The following is a 19,157-nucleotide window of genomic DNA, read 5'->3' as shown; positions in this document are numbered from 1 at the left end:
AGGCTCGGCGCGCCGCAAGCCCGGCTCCTGAGTCAGTCCCAGACACATCCACATCCTGTCTTCCGGCGGTGACGCACCGACTGGCCGGGAGAAGTGCATTCAGTCGTTCCCCTCCTGTTTCCCACGGGCCGCCGGAGGCGCAATCGCGGGCATGCGAGCGCCACCGGTGTGTCCGACCCCTGAATAGAAGTTGGAGTCAGCCATGAATTGGAGACGTGCAGCGGTGGGAGGGGCTCTGGCCCTCCCGCTGGTGGTGGGTGGTCTTGTGCTCGCGCGAGACGAGGGCTCGGACGCGCAACAAGGAGGAGGGCCCGCGAAACCGGCGGCGGCGCCCGTCGTCGTGGCGGAGGTCGTCACCCGGCAGGTGGCGAACAGCGCCGAGTTCATCGGCACGCTCGCGGCGGTGCAGAGCGTGGAGCTGCGGCCTCGCGTCGGTGGCTATATCGACGCGGTGCGCTTCGCGGAGGGCGGCCTCGTCACGGCGGGGCAGGTGCTGTTCCAGCTCGACGCGCGCACCTTCGAGGCGGCGCATGCCCGGGCCCAGGCGGACCTGCGTCAGGCCGAGGAGCGGCGCACGCTGGCGGAGAAGAAGTTCGAGCGAGGGGAGAAGCTGGTGGCCGAGCAGGCCATCTCCCGGGGTGACTTCGACGTGCTGGTGGCGGAGCGCGCGGAGTCCCGTGCGCGCGTGGAGTCCGCGAAGGCGGCGGCCCGCTCCGCGGAGATTGACCTGCAGGACACCCGCGTGCGCGCGCCCGTCAGCGGCAGGGTGGGGCGGGCGCTGGTGACGGCGGGCAACCTGGTCAGCGGCGGCAGCGCCAACGCCACGCTGCTCACCACCATCGTCTCGGTGGAGCCGTTCTACGTCTACTTCGACGTGGACGAGGCGACGTACCTGCGCTTCGCGGGCACGGCTTCGGGAGCGCGCGGCAAGGACGGGCGCGTCAACGCGGTGCCGGTGCGCGTGGCGCTGACGGGTGAGGAGGGCTTCCCCCGCGAGGCGCGGCTGGACTTCCTGGACAATCAAGTGGCGACGGCGACAGGGACGGCGCGAGCGCGCGCGGTGCTGCCCAACTCCGACGGGAAGCTGACGGCGGGCCTGTTCGCCCGGGTGCGACTGGAGACGGGCGCGGCGCATCCCACGCTCCTCATCCAGGACCAGGCGGTGGGGACGGACCAGAAGGGGCGCTACGTGCTCGTCGTGCGTCCGGACCAGACGCTGGAGCAGCGGCGCGTGGAGCTGGGGACCACCGAGGGCGGGTTGCGCGTGGTGCTCAAGGGCCTGTCGACGGGTGAGCGCGTGGTGCTCAAGGGCATGGCTCGGCCGGGCATGACGGTGGCGCCCACGGTGGTGGCCATGGCCGGCTCCGAGCATGCCGAAGGGGCGCGGCCGTGAAGTTCGCGCACTTCTTCGTGGACCGGCCCATCTTCGCGGCCGTGCTGTCCGTGCTGCTGCTGATTGGCGGTGGCCTGTCGTTGATTCAGCTTCCGCTGAGCGAGTACCCGGCCGTGTCACCGCCCACGGTGGTGGTGCGCGCGGCCTATCCGGGCGCGGACCCGGGCGTCATCGCGGAGACAGTGGCCGCGCCGCTGGAGCAGGAGATCAACGGCGTGGAGGGCATGCTCTATATGTCCTCGCAGGCGACGAGCGATGGCCGGGTGGCCGTCACCGTCACCTTCGCGATGGGCGTGAATCCGGACACCGCGCAGGTGCAGGTGCAGAACCGCGTGGCCCGAGCGATTCCGCGCCTGCCGGCGGAGGTGCAGCGGCTGGGTGTACTCACCGAGAAGTCGAGCCCGGACCTGCTGATGGTGGTGCACCTGGTGTCGCCCGACGGGACGCTGGAGCCGCTCTACCTCTCCAACTACGCGGTGCTCCAGGTGCGCGACGTGCTCCAGCGCGTCCCTGGCGTGGGGAGCGTCAACGTGCTGGGCGCGGGCGAGTACAGCATGCGCGTCTGGTTGGACCCCCGGTTGCTCGCCGCGCGCGGTCTCACGGCGAGCGACGTGGTGGGCGCCATCCGCGAGCAGAACGTGCAGGTGGCGGCGGGTGTCATCGGCCAGCAGCCGGATGAGAAGTCCGCCTTCCAGCTCACCGTCACCACGCAGGGCCGGCTCACGGACGAGGAGCAGTTCCGCGACATCGTCGTGAAGGTGGGCGAGGGCGGGCAGGTGACGCGCCTGCGCGACGTGGCCCGGGTGGAGCTGGGCGCCAACTCCTATTCGGTGCGCGCCCGGTTGGACGGGAAGCCGGCGGTGGCCATCGGCATCAGCCAGGCTTCGGGCTCCAACGCGCTGGACGTGTCCGCGGGCATTCGCGCGCGGATGGATGAGCTGAACCACGCGTTCCCCGAGGGCATGGAGTACCGCATCGCGTATGACCCGACGCTCTTCGTGCGCACGTCCATCCGCAACGTGGTGACGACGCTGCTGGAGGCGGTGGTGCTGGTGGTGCTGGTGGTGCTGCTGTTCCTCCAGACGTGGCGCGCCTCCATCATCCCGCTGGCGGCGGTGCCCGTGTCGCTGGTGGGCACGGCGGCGGTGATGCACCTCTTGGGCTTCTCGCTCAACACGCTGTCGCTCTTTGGACTCGTGCTCTCCATCGGCATCGTCGTGGACGACGCCATCGTCGTGGTGGAGAACGTGGAGCGGCACATCGCCCAGGGCGTCAATCCCAAGGAAGCGGCCCGGCGGGCGATGACGGAGGTGACGGGCCCCATCATCGCGATTACCTCCGTGTTGTCGGCGGTGTTCGTCCCCACGGCGTTCCTCGGCGGACTCACGGGTCAGTTCTACCGGCAGTTCGCATTGACCATCGCCATCTCCACCATCCTCTCGGCCTTCAACTCGCTGACGCTCAGTCCCGCGCTCGCGGGCGTGTTGCTGCGCGGGCACCACGGGCCGAAGGACGGCCTCACGCGCTTCATGGAGAAGGCGTTCGGCGGGTGGCTCTTCCGTCCGTTCAACCGCTTCTTCGACAAGGCCTCGGAAGGGTACGTGTCGCTGGTGAAGCGGGTGGTGCGCGTCAGCGGGATGGCGCTCATCGTGTACGGCGGCCTCCTGCTCCTGACGTGGCTGGGCTTCAACAAGGTGCCGGCGGGCTTCGTGCCGATGCAGGACAAGTACTACCTGGTGGGGTTGGCGCAGCTTCCTCCCGCGTCGTCGCTGGAGCGCACGGACGACGTGGTGAAGCGGATGTCGGACCTGATGCTGGCGGAGAAGGGCGTGGCGAACGTGGTGGCCTTCTCCGGCATCAGCATCAACGGCTTCGTCAACTCGCCCAACTCCGCCGTCGTCTTCGCGATTCTCGACGACTTCGAGAAGCGCAAGGCGGAGGACATGTCGGCGAACGCCATCGCTGGCCGTATCCAGATGAAGCTGGGCGGCATCCAGGAGGGCTTCGCGGCCGTCTTCCCTCCGCCCCCGGTGCCGGGCATGGGCTCCATGGCGGGCTTCAAGCTCCAGGTGGAGGACCGCGCGGGCCTGGGTCCGGAGGCGCTCTACGCCGCCACACAGGCGTTGGTCCAGAAGGCCTCGGCCGAGCCCCAGTTGATGGGCCTGATGTCGAGCTTCGAAATCAACGTGCCGCAGCTCCAGGCGGACGTGGACCGGGTGAAGGCGAAGCAGCAGGGTGTACCGCTGGGCTCGGTGTTCGAGACGCTCCAGATTCACCTGGGCTCGCTGTATGTGAATGACTTCAACCGCTTCGGGCGCACGTACCAGGTGAACGTCCAGGCGGACGCGAAGCACCGCATGGAGCCGGAGGACATCGGCCGACTCCAGGTGCGCAACCCGCAGGGCGGCATGGTGCCGCTGGCGTCCCTGGTGACGGTGAAGCCCTCGTTCGGGCCGGACCAGGTGCTGCGCTACAACGGCTATCCGTCCGCGGACATCAACGGCGCGGCGGCGCCCGGCGTGAGCACGGGACAGGCGGTGGCGGCGATGGAGCGCGTGGCGGCGGAGACACTGCCGGCTGGCATGGGCTTCGAGTGGACCGACCTGACGTACCAGGAGAAGCTCGCCGGCAAGGAAGGCCTGTTCGTCTTCCCGCTGGCCATCCTGCTGTCCTTCCTCATCCTGGCGGCGCAATACAACAGCTGGTCGCTGCCGCTGGCGGTGTTGCTCACGGTGCCGCTGGCGTTGCTCAGCGCGATCGCCGGGGTGTGGTTCGTGGGGGGGGACAACAACATCTTCACGCAGATTGGCCTCGTGGTGCTCGTGGGCCTGGCGGCGAAGAACGCCATCCTCATCGTCGAGTTCGCGCGGGCTCAAGAAGACGAGGGCATGGGCGTGGTGCAGGCGGCGCTCGAGGCGTGCCGGCTGCGGCTGCGGCCCATCCTGATGACCTCCATCGCCTTCATCATGGGCGTGGTGCCGCTGGCGCTGGCCACGGGCGCGGGCGCGGAGATGCGCCAGGCGATGGGCGTGGCGGTGTTCGCGGGCATGCTCGGCGTGACGCTGTTCGGGCTGGTGCTGACGCCCATCTTCTACATCGTCATCCGCAAGTTCGCCTTGCGCGGGGCGGAGCGGGAGGCCCCCGTGATTCCGGCGGGGGCGACGGGCGCGGAAGGCCACTGAGCCGAGGGGCCGTGACGTGTCAGGTGGCGACCTGGACCGCGCCTGACACGTCAACGGCTCGACTCAGCCCGGGGCTCGCGTGCGGCTTCCCTCGAAGCCGTCCCTACCGCGCGCGTGGTCTTCGGCTTGCACAAGGTGCCTCGAACTTGAAATCCGAGGGGTCGATGCGCTTCGTGCTGGGAGTCGTTGTCGCGGTGGGGCTGGTGGGCTGTGGTGGTCCGGAGATGCAGGGTGTCGATGCGGTGGAGAGCATCGGCCAGGAGATTGTCGGAGGCGTGGAGGCGCGCCCGGGGAGCCACCCCTGGATTGTCAGCATGCAGCAGTACGGGATCCACTTCTGCGGCGGCTCTCTCATCCGGGTCAGCGCGACGAAGCAGGAGTCGGACATCATCGTCACGGCCGCGCACTGTGTCTATGACGGCACGTCGAGTCTAACGGTCTCCGCGGGCATTCACGACCTCATGCGTCCCGGGGCGGGTACCCAGACGGTCCGAGGAGTGAAGACTGTCTACCATCCGGCCTACGACCCGGACACGACGATTAACGACATCGCCGTCGTCAAGCTCGAGAAGCCCCTCAAGTTCTCCTCCACGGTCCTGCCCATCCTGCTCCCGCTCGCGGGAGAGACCGTCTCGGACAACGCCGAGGCGACAGTGGCGGGGTGGGGCCTGACACGCGAGGGCGGATATGACACGTCCCCTGTCCTGATGCAGGTAGGGGTCCCCACCATCCCGCATCAGCTCATGGTGAATGCCTACCGCTCTCAAGGTATCCACATCGATCGCTACGCGATGCTCGGGGCGGGGTACTCGCAGGGGGGCAAGGACGCCTGCCAGGGCGACAGTGGGGGACCGCTCTTCATGCTCGGAGCGCAGGGCAAGCCAGTGCTCCAGGGCATCGTGAGCTTTGGCGTGGGCTGCGCGAGGCCCGGCCTGCCCGGCATCTATGCCCGGGTCTCCAACTACATCCCGTGGATCAACACCCAGGTTCGCCTCCTGAGCGTCACGGCGAGGCTGTAGTCCGCCTGGACGTGCCGCGTTCGAGCCCGTGGCTCCCTGGGGGACTGCTCAGTCGCCCGGGCCGTGGCTACCTTGAGGCGCCGGGAGGTGCCTGTGGCGAAGCCGGGCCCGAAGTCCGGGAAGAGGTCGCGCTCGAAGCCGATGAGGGGCTCGGACACCGCGCTGCTCATCATCGACGTCATCAACGACCTGGACTTCCCCGGGGGAGAGCACGTGCTCCCCTGGGCGTCGCGGATGGTGGAGCGATTGGCGCCCTTCGCCCAGCGGATGCGCAAGGCGGGGGTGCCGGTCATCTACGTCAACGACAACTTCAACCACTGGCGCAGCAACTTCCGGGACGTCTACCGGCACTGCACCCGGGCGGGCAGCCGGGGCCGAGGCATCGCCCGGGCCTTGCGGCCCCATGCCACGGACTACTTCGTCCTCAAGCCCAAGCACTCGGCCTTCTTCGCCACGTCGCTGGTTCCCCTCTTGGAGTATCTGGGGACGAAGAAGCTGCTGATGGCGGGCATCGCCACCAACCTGTGCGTCTTCTTCAGCGCCCATGACGCGCACATGCACGAGTACGACATCACCGTGCTGAGCGACTGCTGTTGCGCGGAGAGCGACACGGACCACGATCTGGCGTTGGACCAGCTCCAGCGCTTCCTGCGGGTCCGCGTGTGCAGGGCCGACGAGGTGAAGCGTGGAGGTCGCGTCCGCCGGCCCGTGCATCCCTCGAAGGGGTCCGGGCGTCTGTAACGGGGCTCAACCCACCCAGGGTGCGAAGCTTCTGCGTCCGGCCGCGGGTTGCGCCTAGACTGCCGCCCCGTGTCCAGGTCTTCCGAGCAGAGCCCCCAGGGTGGTTTCCGCGCCCGACTCCACACCATCATCTTCGAGGCCGATACTCCGGCGGGGAAGGCGTTCGACGTGGCCCTGCTTTGGGCCATCGTCTTCAGCATCGCGGCGGTGATGCTGGAGAGCGTGTCCTCCATCCGGGTCCGGTACGCGACCGCCCTGCAGGTGGCGGAGTGGTTCTTCACCGTCATCTTCGCGCTCGAGTATGTGCTGCGGCTCATCGCCGTGCGCCGGCCGCTGGACTACGCGCGCAGCTTCTTCGGGCTGGTGGACCTGCTGGCCATCCTCCCATCCTTCCTGAGCGTCATCTTCCCCGGTGCGCAGACGCTGCTCGTGGTCCGCGTGCTGCGGCTGCTGCGAGTCTTCCGGGTGCTGAAGCTGGGGCACCTGTTGGGGCAGGCGGAGGTCCTGCTCACCGCGCTGCGAGCGAGCCGGGGGAAGATCATCGTCTTCCTCGGCTTCGTGCTGACCGTGGACGTGGTCATGGGCGCCATCATGTATCTGGTGGAAGGGGAGCAGCACGGCTTCGACAGCATCCCGAGGTCCATGTACTGGGCCATCGTGACGATGACGACGGTGGGCTTCGGCGACATCACTCCCAAGACGGTGCCCGGTCAGTTCATCGCGTCGGTGTTGATGATCATGGGCTACGGCATCCTCGCGGTGCCCACCGGCATCGTCTCCGTGGAGCTGGCCGCCGCCACGAAGCAGCGTCCGGACACCCAGGCCTGTCCCGGCTGTGGCAAGCAGGGACATGACCTGGACGCGCGCTTCTGCAAGGCGTGTGGGACGGCGCTGGACTGGGCGCCCGCGAAGCCCGCCGTGTGAGCGGGACCGGGGTGTTCAGTGTTCACCGCGCGTCGGAAAACCCCGCCGGGGAGCGGCTTCATTCGTGAGCATGCTGTGCGCACGTTGAAGCTGTCCCATTCCCTGGAGACCTCGCGATGAACCTCTTCATCACTGGCGCCACCGGCTTCATCGGCGGCACCCTGGCGTTGGACCTGAAGGCCCGGGGGCATGTCATTCGCGGGTTGGTGCGCGACGACGCGAAGGGCAAGAAGCTGGCCGCGCTCGGCATCGAGCCAGTGCGCGGAGACCTGGACGACACAGCGTTGCTCACAGCCGAGGCCCGTCGCGCGGACGGCGTCATCAACGCGGCCAGCAGCGATCATGACAAGGCCATCCTGGCGTTGATTGAAGGCGTGCGCGGCTCCGGCAAGCCGCTCATCCACACCAGCGGCTCCAGCGTCATCGGCGACGACGTGAAGGGCGACGCCCTGTCGCCCAAGGTGTTCGACGAGGAGACGCCGTTCATCGTCGAGCCGGAGAAGCAGGCGCGGCATGCGCTCGACAATCGAGTCCTCGCCGCCGAGGGCGCGCGCGGCATCGTGCTGTGCAACACGATGATCTACGGCACGGGCAAGGGCCTGAGCCGGGACAGCGTGCAGATTCCTCCGCTCGTCGCCCAGGCTCGCAAGAGCGGGGTGGTGCGAATCGTCGGCAAGGGCATCAACCGCTGGTCCAACGTGCACCTGGATGATGTCACCACGCTCTACGCGCTGGCGCTGGAGCGGGCGCCCGCGGGGGCCTTCTACTTCGTGGAGAACGGCGAGGCGTCCTATGCGGAGATTGGCGAGGCCATCGCGGCGCGGCTGAAGCTGGGGCCGGTGCGGTCATGGAGCGTCGAGGAGGCCTCGCGCGAGTGGGGCGAGGGCCATGCGCGCTACTCGTTCGGCTCCAACAGCCGGGTGCGCGCGAAGCGGGCACGGCGCGAGCTGGGCTGGGCGCCGCGTCATGACTCCGTGACGGCGTGGATTCGCGACGAGATGCCCGTCGACTGAGCGGGGGCATGGCTGTCTCCGCGAGGTGTCCTGGCGGATCGTCCACTTCCGCGCGTTGAGCGCATCCTTCTTCCATCCCGCAATGCACATCGGGTTTGCTGCGCGCCGTCAGAGCCTCGTTTCCATCCCAGCTCGCGGAGTGAGTCCATGCGTACCTTGTTGACGACCCTGGCCTGCACCACCCTCCTGTCTTTCGCGGGGGCCGCCCACGGGCAGGCTCCAGCCAAGCCCACGAAGCCGAGTGGCAACATGGCCCCCGGTGGCGCCGCGGGCAGCCAGCAGTCCGAGCCTCGCCAGGGACCGAATCCCACGGGCGCGCCCGTCGAGACGGCGCCGCCCAACGTGCCCGAGTTCAAGCCGGCCTTCCCGGGACAGACGCGCGCGCCGGGAGTCCAGTCGCGCACGCAGATTCAGGTCACCGAGGTGGCCAAGGGCTTCGACAAGCCGTGGGCCATCGCGTTCCTGCCGGACCAGCGCATGCTGGTGACGGAGAAGCCGACCGGGAAGCTCTTCATCGTCACGCAGAAGGGCGAGAAGTCGGCGCCGGTCGCGGGGCTGCCGCCCGTGGATGGACGCGGTCAGGGTGGGCTCCTCGATGTGGAGGTGGGGCCGGACTACGCGACGAGCGGCCTCATCTACTGGAGCTATTACGAACCGCGCAAAGGCGGCAACGGGCTCGCGGTGGCGCGCGCGAAGCTGGTGGATGGGGCGAAGCCCAAGGTCGAAGGCCTGAAGGTCATCTTCCGCATGGAGCCCACGCTGGAGTCGACGCTGCACGCGGGCGGGCGACTGGTCTTCGCGCCGGATGGGAAGCTGTTCATCACGCTGGGCGAGCGTTCGGTGCTCCCGGGCCGCGTCCAGGCGCGCGACTTGAAGAGCGACTTCGGGAAGATTGTCCGCATCAACCCGGACGGCTCCATTCCGAAGGACAACCCGTTCGTGGGTCGCAAGGACGCGCGCCCTGAAATCTGGACGCTGGGCCACCGCAACGTCCTGTCCGCGGCGCTCGACAGCCAGGGCCGGCTCTGGGAGGTGGAGATGGGGCCGCGCGGGGGTGACGAGCTGAACCTCATCGAGAAGGGCAAGGACTACGGCTGGCCCACCATCGGCTATGGCGAGGAGTACTCGGGTGCGCCCATCCACAAGTCCACGCAGGGCCCGGGCATGGAGCAGCCGGTGTACTACTGGGACCCGGTGATTTCGCCCTCGGGCATGACCATCTACTCGGGGGACTTGTTCCCGGAATGGAAGGGCAACTTCTTCATCGGGGGGCTGTCGAGTCAGGCGCTGGTGCGGCTGGTGCTCAAGGACGACCGCGTGGTGGGCGAGGAGCGGTTGCTCAGGGACCAGGACGCGCGCATCCGCGAGGTCGTCCAGGGTCCCGAGGGCGCGCTCTATCTCCTCACGGATGATGATGACGGGAAGCTGCTCAAGCTGACGCCGCGCTGAGCGGCTGTCGGAGGCTCAAGGCGCTCGCGTGGGGGCGGGGTTCAGCCCGATACTCGAGCGCATGAGCGATGAGGTCGAAGCGGTGGGCTGGGATGCCATCGACACCGCGCTGGGAGGAGTCCACGGAGACATCGAGCCGCCCGCGCTGCATGCGTCCCTGGGGGGCAGGTCATGGCGGGCATGAAGTACTCATTCGTCTTCGGTGTCTTCGCGGCGCTGCTCACGGTCCTGGCCTTCCAGCTTCGAGGCCTGGGCTGGGGACTGCTCTGGCCCGCGCTGAGCTTCGCGCTGGTGGCGGTGGCGTATGTCGGGGCGGGGCCAGCGGTCTTCGGCAAGCGCGGCGATGGGCGGATGCGGCCCTGGGCGCTGGTCGTCTTGTTGCCCTACCTGCTGATGACCTGGGCGACGTGGCACCTCGCCCGGCGGCTCTCGCGTGAGTCCGTGCATGACGAGGTCGCGCCCGGCATCGTCATTGGACGCCGGCTGTTGGCGGGGGAGCTACCGGTGGGAACTCGGACCGTGGTGGACCTGACGTCCGAGTTCATCGAGCCCGAGGGCATCCGGAGCGTCGAGCACTACGTGTGTCTGCCCATCCTCGACGCGACGGCACCGTCGGCGGAGCGCCTGGCGTCCCATATCGAGTCATGGGCCACGCTGCCGACGCCGCTCTACATTCACTGTGCCCAGGGACACGGGCGCACGGGGATGGTTGCCGCGGCGGTGCTCATGGCGCGCGGGTTGGCTCCTGATGCGAAGCAAGCCCTCTCCAGGGTGCAGAAGGCCCGGCCAGGGGTTCGACTGTCGGCGGCTCAAGGAGCCACCTTGGATGCGCTGGGCGCGCGGTTGCTTCGCACGGAGCACGATACCACCCGCGTTTACGGTGCGTGATTCAGTCGCGGCGCACGTGCACTGTACGTTCGCAGCAACAACCGGGTCGCAACCTGTTCTCCGGTGCGCCATCTCCTGAATCTGTCCGGTGTGCTGACCGAGCCACCGGTGACCAGAGGGCGGAGTGTCCATATGGCGCGGGGAATGATGCAGAAGCCAATGTCATCACAGTCGTCTGTGCGCGGGGCGTTGTCATGACCGCCCCTCTCCGACGGATGCGCTCGTCGAAGCAGCCCACCATGGAGCAGCGCCTGGAGGCGCTCGACTGGGAGGGGCTCGGCTCGGAGCTGGGGATGCGCGGGTGTGCCACGCTGGCCTCCATGCTGACGCCCGACGAGTGCGCGGCGCTCTCGTCGCTCTACGCCTCGGACGCGCCGTTCCGCAGTCGTGTCGTCATGGCTCGGCACGGCTTTGGTCGGGGCGAGTACAAGTACTTCGCCTATCCGCTCCCCGACCTCGTCGCGCGTCTACGAAGTGGGCTCTATCCCCCGCTCGCCGCCATCGCGAATCGCTGGAACGAAGCGATGGGGATCGACACGCGCTACCCAGACACGCACGCCACCTACCTTGCGCGCTGTCATCAGGCCGAGCAGCTCCGGCCGACCCCACTGCTCCTCCAGTACGGAGAGGGTGACTACAACTGCCTCCACCAGGACCTCTATGGCGATGAGGTCTTTCCCCTCCAGGTGGCCTTCCTCCTGTCGGAGCCGGAGCGAGACTTCACCGGAGGCGAGCTGGTCCTCACCGAGCAGCGTCCGCGCATGCAGTCCCGCGCGGAGGTGGTGCCGCTTCGCCAGGGAGATGGCGTCATCTTCCCGGTCCACCACCGCCCCGTGCAGGGCACGCGAGGCATCTATCGCGTCAACATGCGACACGGCGTGAGCCGCCTCCGCTCGGGTCACCGGCACACGGCAGGCATCATCTTCCACGACGCCCGCTGAGGGCTCCCAGGCCCGGCTTCGTCAGTCGCCTCGGAGCGCGACCGAGGGCGACACCCTCGCCGCCCTCCGAGCGGGGAGCAGGGCCGCGACAAAGGCCACCAGCCCCAGCACCACGAGCACCACCGCGTACGTGAGCGGATCCACGGGCTGAACCCCATGGAGCAGATGCGCGACGGTCCGACCGGCCCCCGCGGCGAGCGCGAGCCCGAGTCCCAGCCCCACCGCCGTCAGTCCCAGGTAGCGACGCAGCACCAGGTTCGTCACCTGGTGTGTCCTCGCACCCAAGGCCATGCGGATGCCCAGCTCCCGCGTGCGCTGGGATACCGCATAGGCGACGACGCCATAGAGTCCCACCGCCGCCAGCAACAGCGCCACCCCGGCGAAGACTCCGACGAGCAGCAGGTAGAAGCGAAGCGGCGCCACCGTGCGGTCCACGACCGAGGCCAGCGTGCGGACACTCCCCAGCGCGAGGCTCGCATCGAGCGCCCGGACCTCCGCGCGCACCGCCGAGGCGAGCGTCAGCGGGTCCGCCGACGTCCGCAGCACCAGAGTCATCTGCGTACCGCGCGCCTGCTCATAGGGGAGATAGACCTCCGCGACGGCCGGCGCCGCCAGCCCGTCGATGGCGAGGTTGTCCACCACTCCGACCACGACACCTCCGAAGGCACCGTTCCCCCAATTGACGTCCGTGCTCAGCGTCCGCCCCAGCGGGTCCTCGTTCGGCCAGAACCCGCGCGCGGCCTCCGCGTTCACCAGCACGGCGCGCCTGCCCTCACCCCGGTCCTCGTCGCTCAGCCTCCGGCCGCGCAGGAGCTTCACGCGCAGGGTCTCCAGGGCCCCCGGACTGACGATGCGCACGCTGGCCTTCCACGGCTCCATCCCAGACGGCAGCGGGCGCTGGGGGTCCTTCAGGTCGAGGGGCATCTTGCCGCCGTCCATCGGCAGGCCCGCGACGATTCCCGCGGCCTCGACGCCGGGCAACGCGCGCACCCGCGTGAGGAGTTGGTCGAAGAAAGCCTCGGGCGCGGCCGTGCCGAAGCCATATCGATTAGGCGGCAGGTCGAGCTTCACCGTGAGGACGCCATCCGACTCGAACCCCGGGGCCACCTGCTGGAGGTGCACGAAGCTGCGCAACAGCAATCCCGCGCTCACCAGCAGCAACACCGCGAGCGCCGTCTCTCCGACGATGAGCAGCGCGCGCGTCTTGTGGTGGTGGGCGCCACCGCCACTCCCCGCGTTCGCCAGGCGCAGCCCGCTTCCGAGTGACACGCGCGAGGCCTTCAGCGAGGGGACGAGCCCGAACAACACCGTGGTGAACATCGCCAACGCGGCGGTGAAGGAGAGCACGGTGCCGTCGATGGAGGCCTCGTCGAGGCGCGGAATGTCCCGGGGGCCGAACGCGACCAGCGCATCCATTGCCCACAGGGCCGCGAGCAACCCCATGGCTCCACCCGCTAGCGCCAGCAGGCCGCTCTCCGCGAGCAGTTCGCGAACAAGTCGGCCCCGGCTCGCGCCCAGGGCGAGGCGAATCGACAGCTCTCCCTCACGGGTGGCCGCGTGTGCGAGCAGCAGATGGGTGAGGTTCGCGCACGCGACGAGCAGCACCAGCCCTACAGCGCCCATCAACATCAGCAGCGAGGGACGCACCTGTCCCAGCAGCACGTCGCGCAGGGACTCCACGCTCGCCCCCACGTCCGCGTTCGTGCGGGGATATTGCTCGGCCAGTCCCCGTGCAATCACGGAGACCTCGGCGCGCGCCTGCTCGATGCTCACGCCGGGCGCGAGTCGTCCATACACCTCCAGCCAGTGGGCACCGCGTGCCTCCGGCGTCAGCGAATCCGCGTCCAGGCCCAGGGGCACCCAGACCTCCGAACGCGCCGGGAAGTCGAAGCCCGGTGCCATGACGCCCACCACCGTGGCGGGAACGCGGGCTCCCGTATTCACGGTTCGTCCCACCACCGTCGGACTTCCTCCGAAGCGACGCTGCCACAGGCCATGAGAGATGACGGCGACCGGAGGCGCTCCCGGAGCATCGTCCCCAGGCTGGAGCGCCCGGCCCAGGTGCACGCGAGGGCCAAGCACCTGGAACAGCTCGGCCGTGGCGAGCGTGCCCTGGACCTTCTCGGGGGCGGCCTCGGCGTCATGCGCGCCCAGGGTCAGCTCGACACTCGTGAGCGCGGCCAGTCCAGTGAAGGCGCGCGCCTGCTCCCTCATGCTCACCAGGTCTGGCGGCGAGGTGGGACCAGGGCCCTGCTTCCTCACGCTGTACAGCCGCACCACGCGCGCGTCGTCCTGGAGGGGGAGGGGACGCAGCAGCACGGTGTGCACCACGCTGAAGATGGCCGCGTTCGCCCCGATTCCGAGCGCGAGCGTGAGCACCGCCACCAGCGTGAACGTGGGACTGCGGCGCAACCGGCGCAGCGCGTGACGGGAATCCTGGAGGAGAGAGTCCATGGCGTGGGGACCGACAGCACGGACCGTGCCATGAAGGCTCACTCCCTGTCGCCAGACTGGCCGTGCGCTGAGCTGCCAGGTGGAGTGGCCGGAGCTGGGACGCGCGATTCCCGCCTCCGGACACCGTGCTCGCGAGTGTCAGTCTTTCGGGGCGACACGTGAGGCGGAACTCGGCCATGCCAGCGGCGGTCCGCCAGCTTCGTTCCCGCCGCCGTCCGGTCGGCCCGCACCCGCTCCCCGCCGCGTGATTCGTGGCGACCGGGAAGGTCGCGTCACTTCGGGCAAGCCAGTGCGGGCAATGTGTTGATTCAGGTGCGGGCGCCACGCCTGATGAAAGGGGTCGGTCAATGGTGTCTGGCAGGATGTTTGAGATATGATTGACGTGTTGTGAGATGAAAGGAGTCAGTCGCCCAGGAGGAGCATCACGGCAGTGACTGCCGTTGTCTCTCCCAGGCGCGCGAGGCCATGGCCCGTGACAAGCACAGCGAGAACATCGGTGGCGGTATGCCTCGGCTCATTGAGCGCATCCACTCGGAGCCGGTCCGCGTGGGAACGGATGCGAACACGCCGTTCAATGAGTCCGTGATGGATGTGCTCCACCCCAGGAAGTTCATCGAGGGGTCCCCCTTCGCGAAGCACATGATGCAGCTCCGGGAGCGGCTGTATGGAGCGCATTCCGGGAAGGATGCGCCGCCCTCCTGGAGCTATGAGCCCCAGTACTTCCGGCGTGTCATGCGTGACGACCCCCATGCCCTGGGGGCGGCGTTCGAGGGCCGGACCCGGGAGTGCAGCGAGATTCTCGAGAACGGCTGTGCCCTCCTCGCGCACATCAACAAGCTCCGAACCACGGGTACCTCCTCTGATTCATCGTCGGAGACGGGTCCGGTCTGGCCTGTGGTCGTGACTGGAGAAGATGGGCTTGTCCGGGAGATTCTGACCCAGGCGCGAGGCGGCGCGAACCAGGGGAGAAGCACCAAGTCCCCGGAGGTGTCAGGCTGCGCGAACCCATCGTGGCTCCAGGTGATGGACGAGCATGGGCTGCGCGGTGCGGCGGCCTACCCGATATTCAACTCCGGGGCATGGCTCGGCGGACTCAGTGGTGGCGAGTTCGGCGACTGGCGGCAGGACTATCTCTGCACCCTGATCTACGGCTTCTACCTCGAGTACAACCTGGACACGGTGGGTGGCTCGAATCACAACCACTACGTCAGGGACCTCTGTTGCCTGTGGGAGATGCCTGACCTTCCCGCGGAGCTGCGAACCAGGAGGGCCCACTTGTTGGGCGAGATGGCGTATATCGACGGGAAACGCAGGATGGAGGCGGAGCTCCGAGCCATCCCCACGACCGGGCTGACCGCGTGGGTGTTTGGGGACCGTGACCGCTGGCGCGATTTCAAGGCCTGTGACTCGGGCATGTTCGGCCACTACCTGTCGTGTGTCCCTGGCGACAGCGGTCGCGATGACCTGATGTTGACGGGATTGACCCAGGACTGGGCCGACCTTGGTCCGGATCTCCGGAACGGAGAATGCGCCCAGAGCGTGCTGACGCTGACTCGCGGCTCGATTTCCACCGCTTCGCTCATCGAGGCTTACGAGCGCAGCGTGTGGATGGTGAACGCCGAGCTCACCCCAGAGGGCGGAGTCAAACCCGAGCGGTTCTCCCTGATGTTCGTCATCATGGATGTCTGCGTCTGGAACATGTGCAACCACAGGCACGACCTCTGGCGCTACTTCGCGCTCGCCTCGGATGCCTGTGGGCAGGTTCAGCGCCGGGACCTCTACAAGTCGGGCCAGCTCGCGGACTGTTATTCGAAGGAGTTCGAGCCCACCGAGCCAGCGGGTTCGTCACGCGTGACGGTTCCGCGCCGACCGCTCCACTACACCGTGACTGTCGCTGGAAGGAAACACTCCGGCTCCATCGACATCCACACCGCGGTCGTTGACGCCGTCGAGAGCGGAAGCTTCCCCATGGAGCTGGTGGAGTACGAGTACCTCATCCCGAGGCTTCTCTGCATGAAGGCCATCACCTCCTCGGAGTTCCTCTCGCACATGGACGCGTTCTATTGCGAGCACCACGCCATCCTCATGCGCGCCGCGCACAAGTCGAACTTCAGCATGGAGTTCTCCACGGCGCTCATCTTGTTCACGATGGAGCAGTGGTGGTTTGGATTTCCCTACGCGGTGGGCCTCGGGAGTCTGATTGAAGCCCAGCCAGGAACCGTCGCCAATGATCGGGTTCACCCAGACCGGTGAGCCACCAGACGGAATGGCCGGAGCTGGGACACGAGGTTCCCTGCTCCGGCCACCCATCGCCACGGATTCGTGTTCGAGGCTCAGTTCTTGGGGAAGCAGCCCACGGACAGGGCCCACGGCTCGCTGCTGTGAACGCCATCGCCCGCCACCAGGTACACCCAGTCTCGGGTGGCGCGGAAGATGACCGGATTGGACGAGTCCGGGCCCGGATTGATGTCCGCCACGCGGGTTCCCGACGCGGTGCCGTTGGTCCACGCCAGCTCCACGCCCACCGACTCCTCGTAGTAGACGAACGTCGCGCCGCCGCCCACGACGAAGGGCGGGTAGGGGTCTCCTGAGATGGAGTGGTCGGGCCCGGGTCGCAGGTCCTTGATGAGATGGGTGCCCGAAGTCGTTCCGTCGGTGACCCAGGGCTCTTTCCCCTCGCCGGGCGTGGTGGCGTAGAAGAAGACCTTGTTCTTGCCGGCGACCAGGCTGGAGGGCTCGTACCCCGGCTGTGGCGACGTCGGGTGGGTGTCCGCGAGCATCAAGGTCCCCGCAGTCGTACCGTTGCTCCTCCAGGGCTCCCGGCCATGGGTGCCGTCGTCGGCGAACAGGATGACGTTGCCCTTCAGTGGCACCAGTTCACGGGGCGCCGAGCCCGTGGCACCGGGACGGATGTCCTTCACGAGGCGCGTGTCGTCCTCGCAGCCCATCGACGTCCACAACTCCGCGCCGTGGACGCCATCGTTCGCGGTGAAATAGAGCTTCTTCTTCCCTGACGTCAGCCAGGCGATGTCCGAGCCCTCCGAGCCCGCACGGATGTCCATGACCAGCTCGGTTTCCTCCGTCGTTCCGTCCGTCGTCCAGAGCTCCCGCCCGTGGGTGCCGTCATCCGCCACGAAGAACAGGGTGCCGTCTTCCAGGCGGAAGAGCTGATCGGGTGACGAGTCCGTGGCTCCGGGCGCGATGTCTCGCACCAATCGGGTTCCGCCGCTCGTGCCGTTGGACTTCCACAGCTCACGACCCTTGTCGCCGTCGTCCGCGGCGAAGAGGAGCCGCTTGCCATCCAGGAGGAGCTGCCCGGGTGAAGAGCTCGCGAAGCCCGGGGCGATGTCCTCCACGAGGCGCGTTCCCCCCGTCGTTCCATCGCTGCGCCACAGCTCCGTGCCGTGCGTACCGTCATCGGCGGCGAAGTAGAGCGCCTTGCCCATGGCGACTGGGTTGATGGGGTTGGCGGAGAAGGCATCGCCGAAGGGGTTGATGTCCTCGACCAGCCGGGTGCCTCCGGGAGTGCCATCCGTCTTCCACAGCTCACTGCCGTGGATGCCATCGTCGAGGATGAAGAGGACCTTGGAGCCCACGACGGCCATCCGCTTGGGGGCGTCGGAGAGGTTTCCGAGCAGCAGCGTGGCCTTCCATCCGGACGACTTCTCCTCCAGCTTCCACAGGGCGTAGGTGTCGAGGCTCGGACCGTAGATGACGCTCATGTAGACGACGCCATCCACTTCGGCGCTATCGAGCGGGAACGTCGAGCCGGTCCCTGGCGCGAGGTCCGCGACGAACTGGGGGCCGGTGCACTGCGGTGGGTTGTTCAGGTCCTGGCTCAGCTCGAGCCCGGAGTCGCTGTCGGTGGTCGGTGGGTCCACCGACTCCTCCATGGGTCCGCAGGCGCAGAGCAGCGCACAGCTGCTGGCGAGGAGGTATGAATGGGGATGTCGCATCGATTCATTTCCTTTCCCCGGACCCACGTTCATCCGGGTCCGCGGAATGTGGAGGGTGACTGGCGAATGCCCAGTGCTCTGGGGCATGAGGTCAGGTTCTCCAGTTCACCGATGTGAATGAGTCGACGCTTCCCGGCGCGGCTATCATCGGGCCTCGGCGGACGGGGCACGTGATGGACGACTTCCAGGCGATTCTGAATGAAGTGATGGCGGCCATCCGGCCGGTGGTGGGGCAGGGGCGCGTGGCCAACTACATCCCGGCGCTCGCCGCGGTGGACCCCTCGCGGTTCGGCATGGCGCTGGCGACGGTGGATGGAGAGGTGTTCGGTGTAGGGGATTGGCGGGTGCCCTTCTCGGTGCAGAGCATCTCGAAGGTGTTCGCGCTGGCGCTGACGCTGGCCAGAGACGGTGATTCGCTGTGGCGCAGGGTGGGCAAGGAGCCCTCGGGCAATCCGTTCAACTCGCTGGTGCAGCTCGAGTATGAGCAGGGCGTGCCCCGCAACCCGTTCATCAACGCGGGGGCCCTGGTCGTCACGGACCGGCTGCTGAGCCTCACGGGGGACTCACGCGGGTTGCTGCGGGAGTTCCTGCGGGCGGAGAGCGGCAACGCGTCCGTGGACTTCGACCCGGTGGTCGCCGCGTCCGAGGCCGAGCATGGCCACCGCAACTCCGCGCTGGCGCACTTCATGGCGAGCTACGGCAACATCCAGAATCCGGTGCCGCGCGTGCTGGAGCACTATTTCTGGCAGTGCTCATTGTCGATGAGCTGCGCGGACCTGGCTCGGGCCTGCGGTTTCCTGGCGCGACATGGGCAGGGCGCGAAGGGTGAGCGATTGCTCACGCGCAGCCAGGCCAAGCAGGTCAACGCGGTGATGCTCACGTGCGGCACGTATGACGCCGCGGGTGAGTTCGCCTATCGCGTGGGCCTGCCCTGCAAGAGTGGTGTCGGTGGCGGCATCATCGCCGTCATCCCGAATCGCTGTGGCTTGTGTGTGTGGAGCCCGGGGCTGGATGCCCACGGCAACTCCGTTGCTGGCGTGGAAGCGCTGGACCGCTTCACGACGCTGACCGGACTCTCGGTGTTTTGATGGGGATGGGTGGCGTCGAAGGTAAACCGGTCCTCGCGAAGATGTTCTTCCGCTGAGGACCGGCCCCCACCGCCCATCCCTCACGCCCGAGCCGTCCCGTGTGCTGCAA

Annotated in this window: 14 protein-coding genes; 12 read left to right on the top strand and 2 right to left on the bottom strand. The window is 67.9% G+C overall.

Going from position 1 to position 19,157, the window contains the following annotated elements; translation table 11 throughout:
• Window positions 1-202: 202 nt before the first annotated feature.
• The 10 genes from HUW62_RS21560 (at window position 203) to HUW62_RS21520 (ending at window position 11,550) form a co-directional block, all read left to right on the top strand.
• The gene (locus HUW62_RS21560) at window positions 203-1,393 is read left to right on the top strand and encodes an efflux RND transporter periplasmic adaptor subunit (RefSeq protein WP_176435483.1); all 1,191 of its coding nucleotides are present in this window, start codon (window positions 203-205) and stop codon (window positions 1,391-1,393) included.
• Window positions 1,390-4,575: a multidrug efflux RND transporter permease subunit gene (locus HUW62_RS21555; protein WP_176435482.1), complete on the top strand. Its 3,186-nt coding sequence runs from the start codon at window positions 1,390-1,392 to the stop codon at window positions 4,573-4,575. Before HUW62_RS21560 ends, HUW62_RS21555 begins: the two co-directional genes overlap by 4 nt.
• Window positions 4,576-4,739: 164 nt before the next feature.
• A complete protein-coding gene (locus tag HUW62_RS21550) occupies window positions 4,740-5,594 on the top strand; it encodes a serine protease (RefSeq protein WP_176435481.1) in 855 nt (284 codons plus the stop codon).
• A 141-nt stretch (window positions 5,595-5,735) separates the two neighbouring features.
• Window positions 5,736-6,335 carry a cysteine hydrolase family protein gene (locus tag HUW62_RS21545; protein ID WP_163862209.1) on the top strand — a complete coding sequence of 200 codons (600 nt, stop codon included), beginning with the start codon at window positions 5,736-5,738 and terminating at the stop codon, window positions 6,333-6,335.
• A gap of 69 nt (window positions 6,336-6,404) precedes the next feature.
• A complete protein-coding gene (locus tag HUW62_RS21540; RefSeq protein WP_163862214.1) occupies window positions 6,405-7,259 on the top strand; it encodes an ion transporter in 855 nt (284 codons plus the stop codon).
• A gap of 116 nt (window positions 7,260-7,375) precedes the next feature.
• Entirely contained in the window at window positions 7,376-8,272 is an 897-nt protein-coding gene (locus tag HUW62_RS21535; protein WP_176435480.1) for an NAD-dependent epimerase/dehydratase family protein, read from the top strand.
• A 147-nt stretch (window positions 8,273-8,419) separates the two neighbouring features.
• Window positions 8,420-9,721, top strand: a complete 1,302-nt coding sequence (locus HUW62_RS21530; protein ID WP_176435479.1) for a PQQ-dependent sugar dehydrogenase — start codon at window positions 8,420-8,422, stop codon at window positions 9,719-9,721.
• Between the two features lie 61 nt (window positions 9,722-9,782).
• Window positions 9,783-9,905 (top strand): hypothetical protein, encoded by a 123-nt coding sequence (locus HUW62_RS48870; RefSeq protein ID WP_255203555.1) that lies wholly within the window; start codon window positions 9,783-9,785, stop codon window positions 9,903-9,905.
• Window positions 9,902-10,609, top strand: a complete 708-nt coding sequence (locus HUW62_RS21525) for a tyrosine-protein phosphatase (protein WP_255203554.1) — start codon at window positions 9,902-9,904, stop codon at window positions 10,607-10,609. Before HUW62_RS48870 ends, HUW62_RS21525 begins: the two co-directional genes overlap by 4 nt.
• Before the next feature lie 194 nt (window positions 10,610-10,803).
• Window positions 10,804-11,550 carry a 2OG-Fe(II) oxygenase gene (locus tag HUW62_RS21520; protein ID WP_217911469.1) on the top strand — a complete coding sequence of 249 codons (747 nt, stop codon included), beginning with the start codon at window positions 10,804-10,806 and terminating at the stop codon, window positions 11,548-11,550.
• Window positions 11,551-11,571: 21 nt separating this feature from the next.
• Here the strand turns inward: HUW62_RS21520 and HUW62_RS21515 are convergent, their stop codons facing one another.
• Window positions 11,572-14,004: an ABC transporter permease gene (locus HUW62_RS21515; protein WP_176435478.1), complete on the bottom strand. Its 2,433-nt coding sequence runs from the start codon at window positions 14,002-14,004 to the stop codon at window positions 11,572-11,574.
• A gap of 465 nt (window positions 14,005-14,469) precedes the next feature.
• Here HUW62_RS21515 and HUW62_RS21510 point away from each other — a divergent pair, with 465 nt between their 5' ends.
• Window positions 14,470-16,257 carry a hypothetical protein gene (locus HUW62_RS21510; RefSeq protein WP_176435477.1) on the top strand — a complete coding sequence of 596 codons (1,788 nt, stop codon included), beginning with the start codon at window positions 14,470-14,472 and terminating at the stop codon, window positions 16,255-16,257.
• Between the two features lie 80 nt (window positions 16,258-16,337).
• On the opposite strand, the gene HUW62_RS21505 is transcribed toward HUW62_RS21510, so the two are convergent.
• Window positions 16,338-17,885 (bottom strand): ELWxxDGT repeat protein, encoded by a 1,548-nt coding sequence (locus tag HUW62_RS21505; RefSeq protein WP_176435476.1) that lies wholly within the window; start codon window positions 17,883-17,885, stop codon window positions 16,338-16,340.
• 248 nt (window positions 17,886-18,133) lie between these two features.
• On the opposite strand from HUW62_RS21505, the gene HUW62_RS21500 reads away from it, so the two are divergent.
• A complete protein-coding gene (locus HUW62_RS21500) occupies window positions 18,134-19,048 on the top strand; it encodes a glutaminase (protein WP_163862775.1) in 915 nt (304 codons plus the stop codon).
• The last annotated feature ends 109 nt before the right edge of the window (window positions 19,049-19,157 follow it).

The sequence above is a fragment of the Myxococcus sp. AM011 genome (assembly GCF_013372595.1).
Taxonomy (GTDB): Bacteria; Myxococcota; Myxococcia; order Myxococcales; family Myxococcaceae; genus Myxococcus; species Myxococcus eversor.
The sequence above is the reverse complement of the archived record's forward strand: the minus strand, read 5'-3'. Positions and strand labels throughout refer to the sequence as shown.

What these genes read in the sequence shown, in the direction of transcription:
- HUW62_RS21560 (WP_176435483.1), top strand. Translation starts at nt 203, where the DNA reads ATGAATTGGAGACGTGCAGCGGTGGGAGGGGCTCTGGCCCTCCCGCTG.
- HUW62_RS21550 (WP_176435481.1), top strand. Translation starts at nt 4,740, where the DNA reads ATGCGCTTCGTGCTGGGAGTCGTTGTCGCGGTGGGGCTGGTGGGCTGT.
- HUW62_RS21545 (WP_163862209.1), top strand. Translation starts at nt 5,736, where the DNA reads ATGAGGGGCTCGGACACCGCGCTGCTCATCATCGACGTCATCAACGAC.
- HUW62_RS21535 (WP_176435480.1), top strand. Translation starts at nt 7,376, where the DNA reads ATGAACCTCTTCATCACTGGCGCCACCGGCTTCATCGGCGGCACCCTG.
- HUW62_RS21530 (WP_176435479.1), top strand. Translation starts at nt 8,420, where the DNA reads ATGCGTACCTTGTTGACGACCCTGGCCTGCACCACCCTCCTGTCTTTC.
- HUW62_RS48870 (WP_255203555.1), top strand. Translation starts at nt 9,783, where the DNA reads ATGAGCGATGAGGTCGAAGCGGTGGGCTGGGATGCCATCGACACCGCG.
- HUW62_RS21525 (WP_255203554.1), top strand. Translation starts at nt 9,902, where the DNA reads ATGAAGTACTCATTCGTCTTCGGTGTCTTCGCGGCGCTGCTCACGGTC.
- HUW62_RS21520 (WP_217911469.1), top strand. Translation starts at nt 10,804, where the DNA reads ATGACCGCCCCTCTCCGACGGATGCGCTCGTCGAAGCAGCCCACCATG.
- HUW62_RS21515 (WP_176435478.1), bottom strand. Translation starts at nt 14,004, where the DNA reads ATGGACTCTCTCCTCCAGGATTCCCGTCACGCGCTGCGCCGGTTGCGC.
- HUW62_RS21510 (WP_176435477.1), top strand. Translation starts at nt 14,470, where the DNA reads ATGGCCCGTGACAAGCACAGCGAGAACATCGGTGGCGGTATGCCTCGG.
- HUW62_RS21500 (WP_163862775.1), top strand. Translation starts at nt 18,134, where the DNA reads ATGGACGACTTCCAGGCGATTCTGAATGAAGTGATGGCGGCCATCCGG.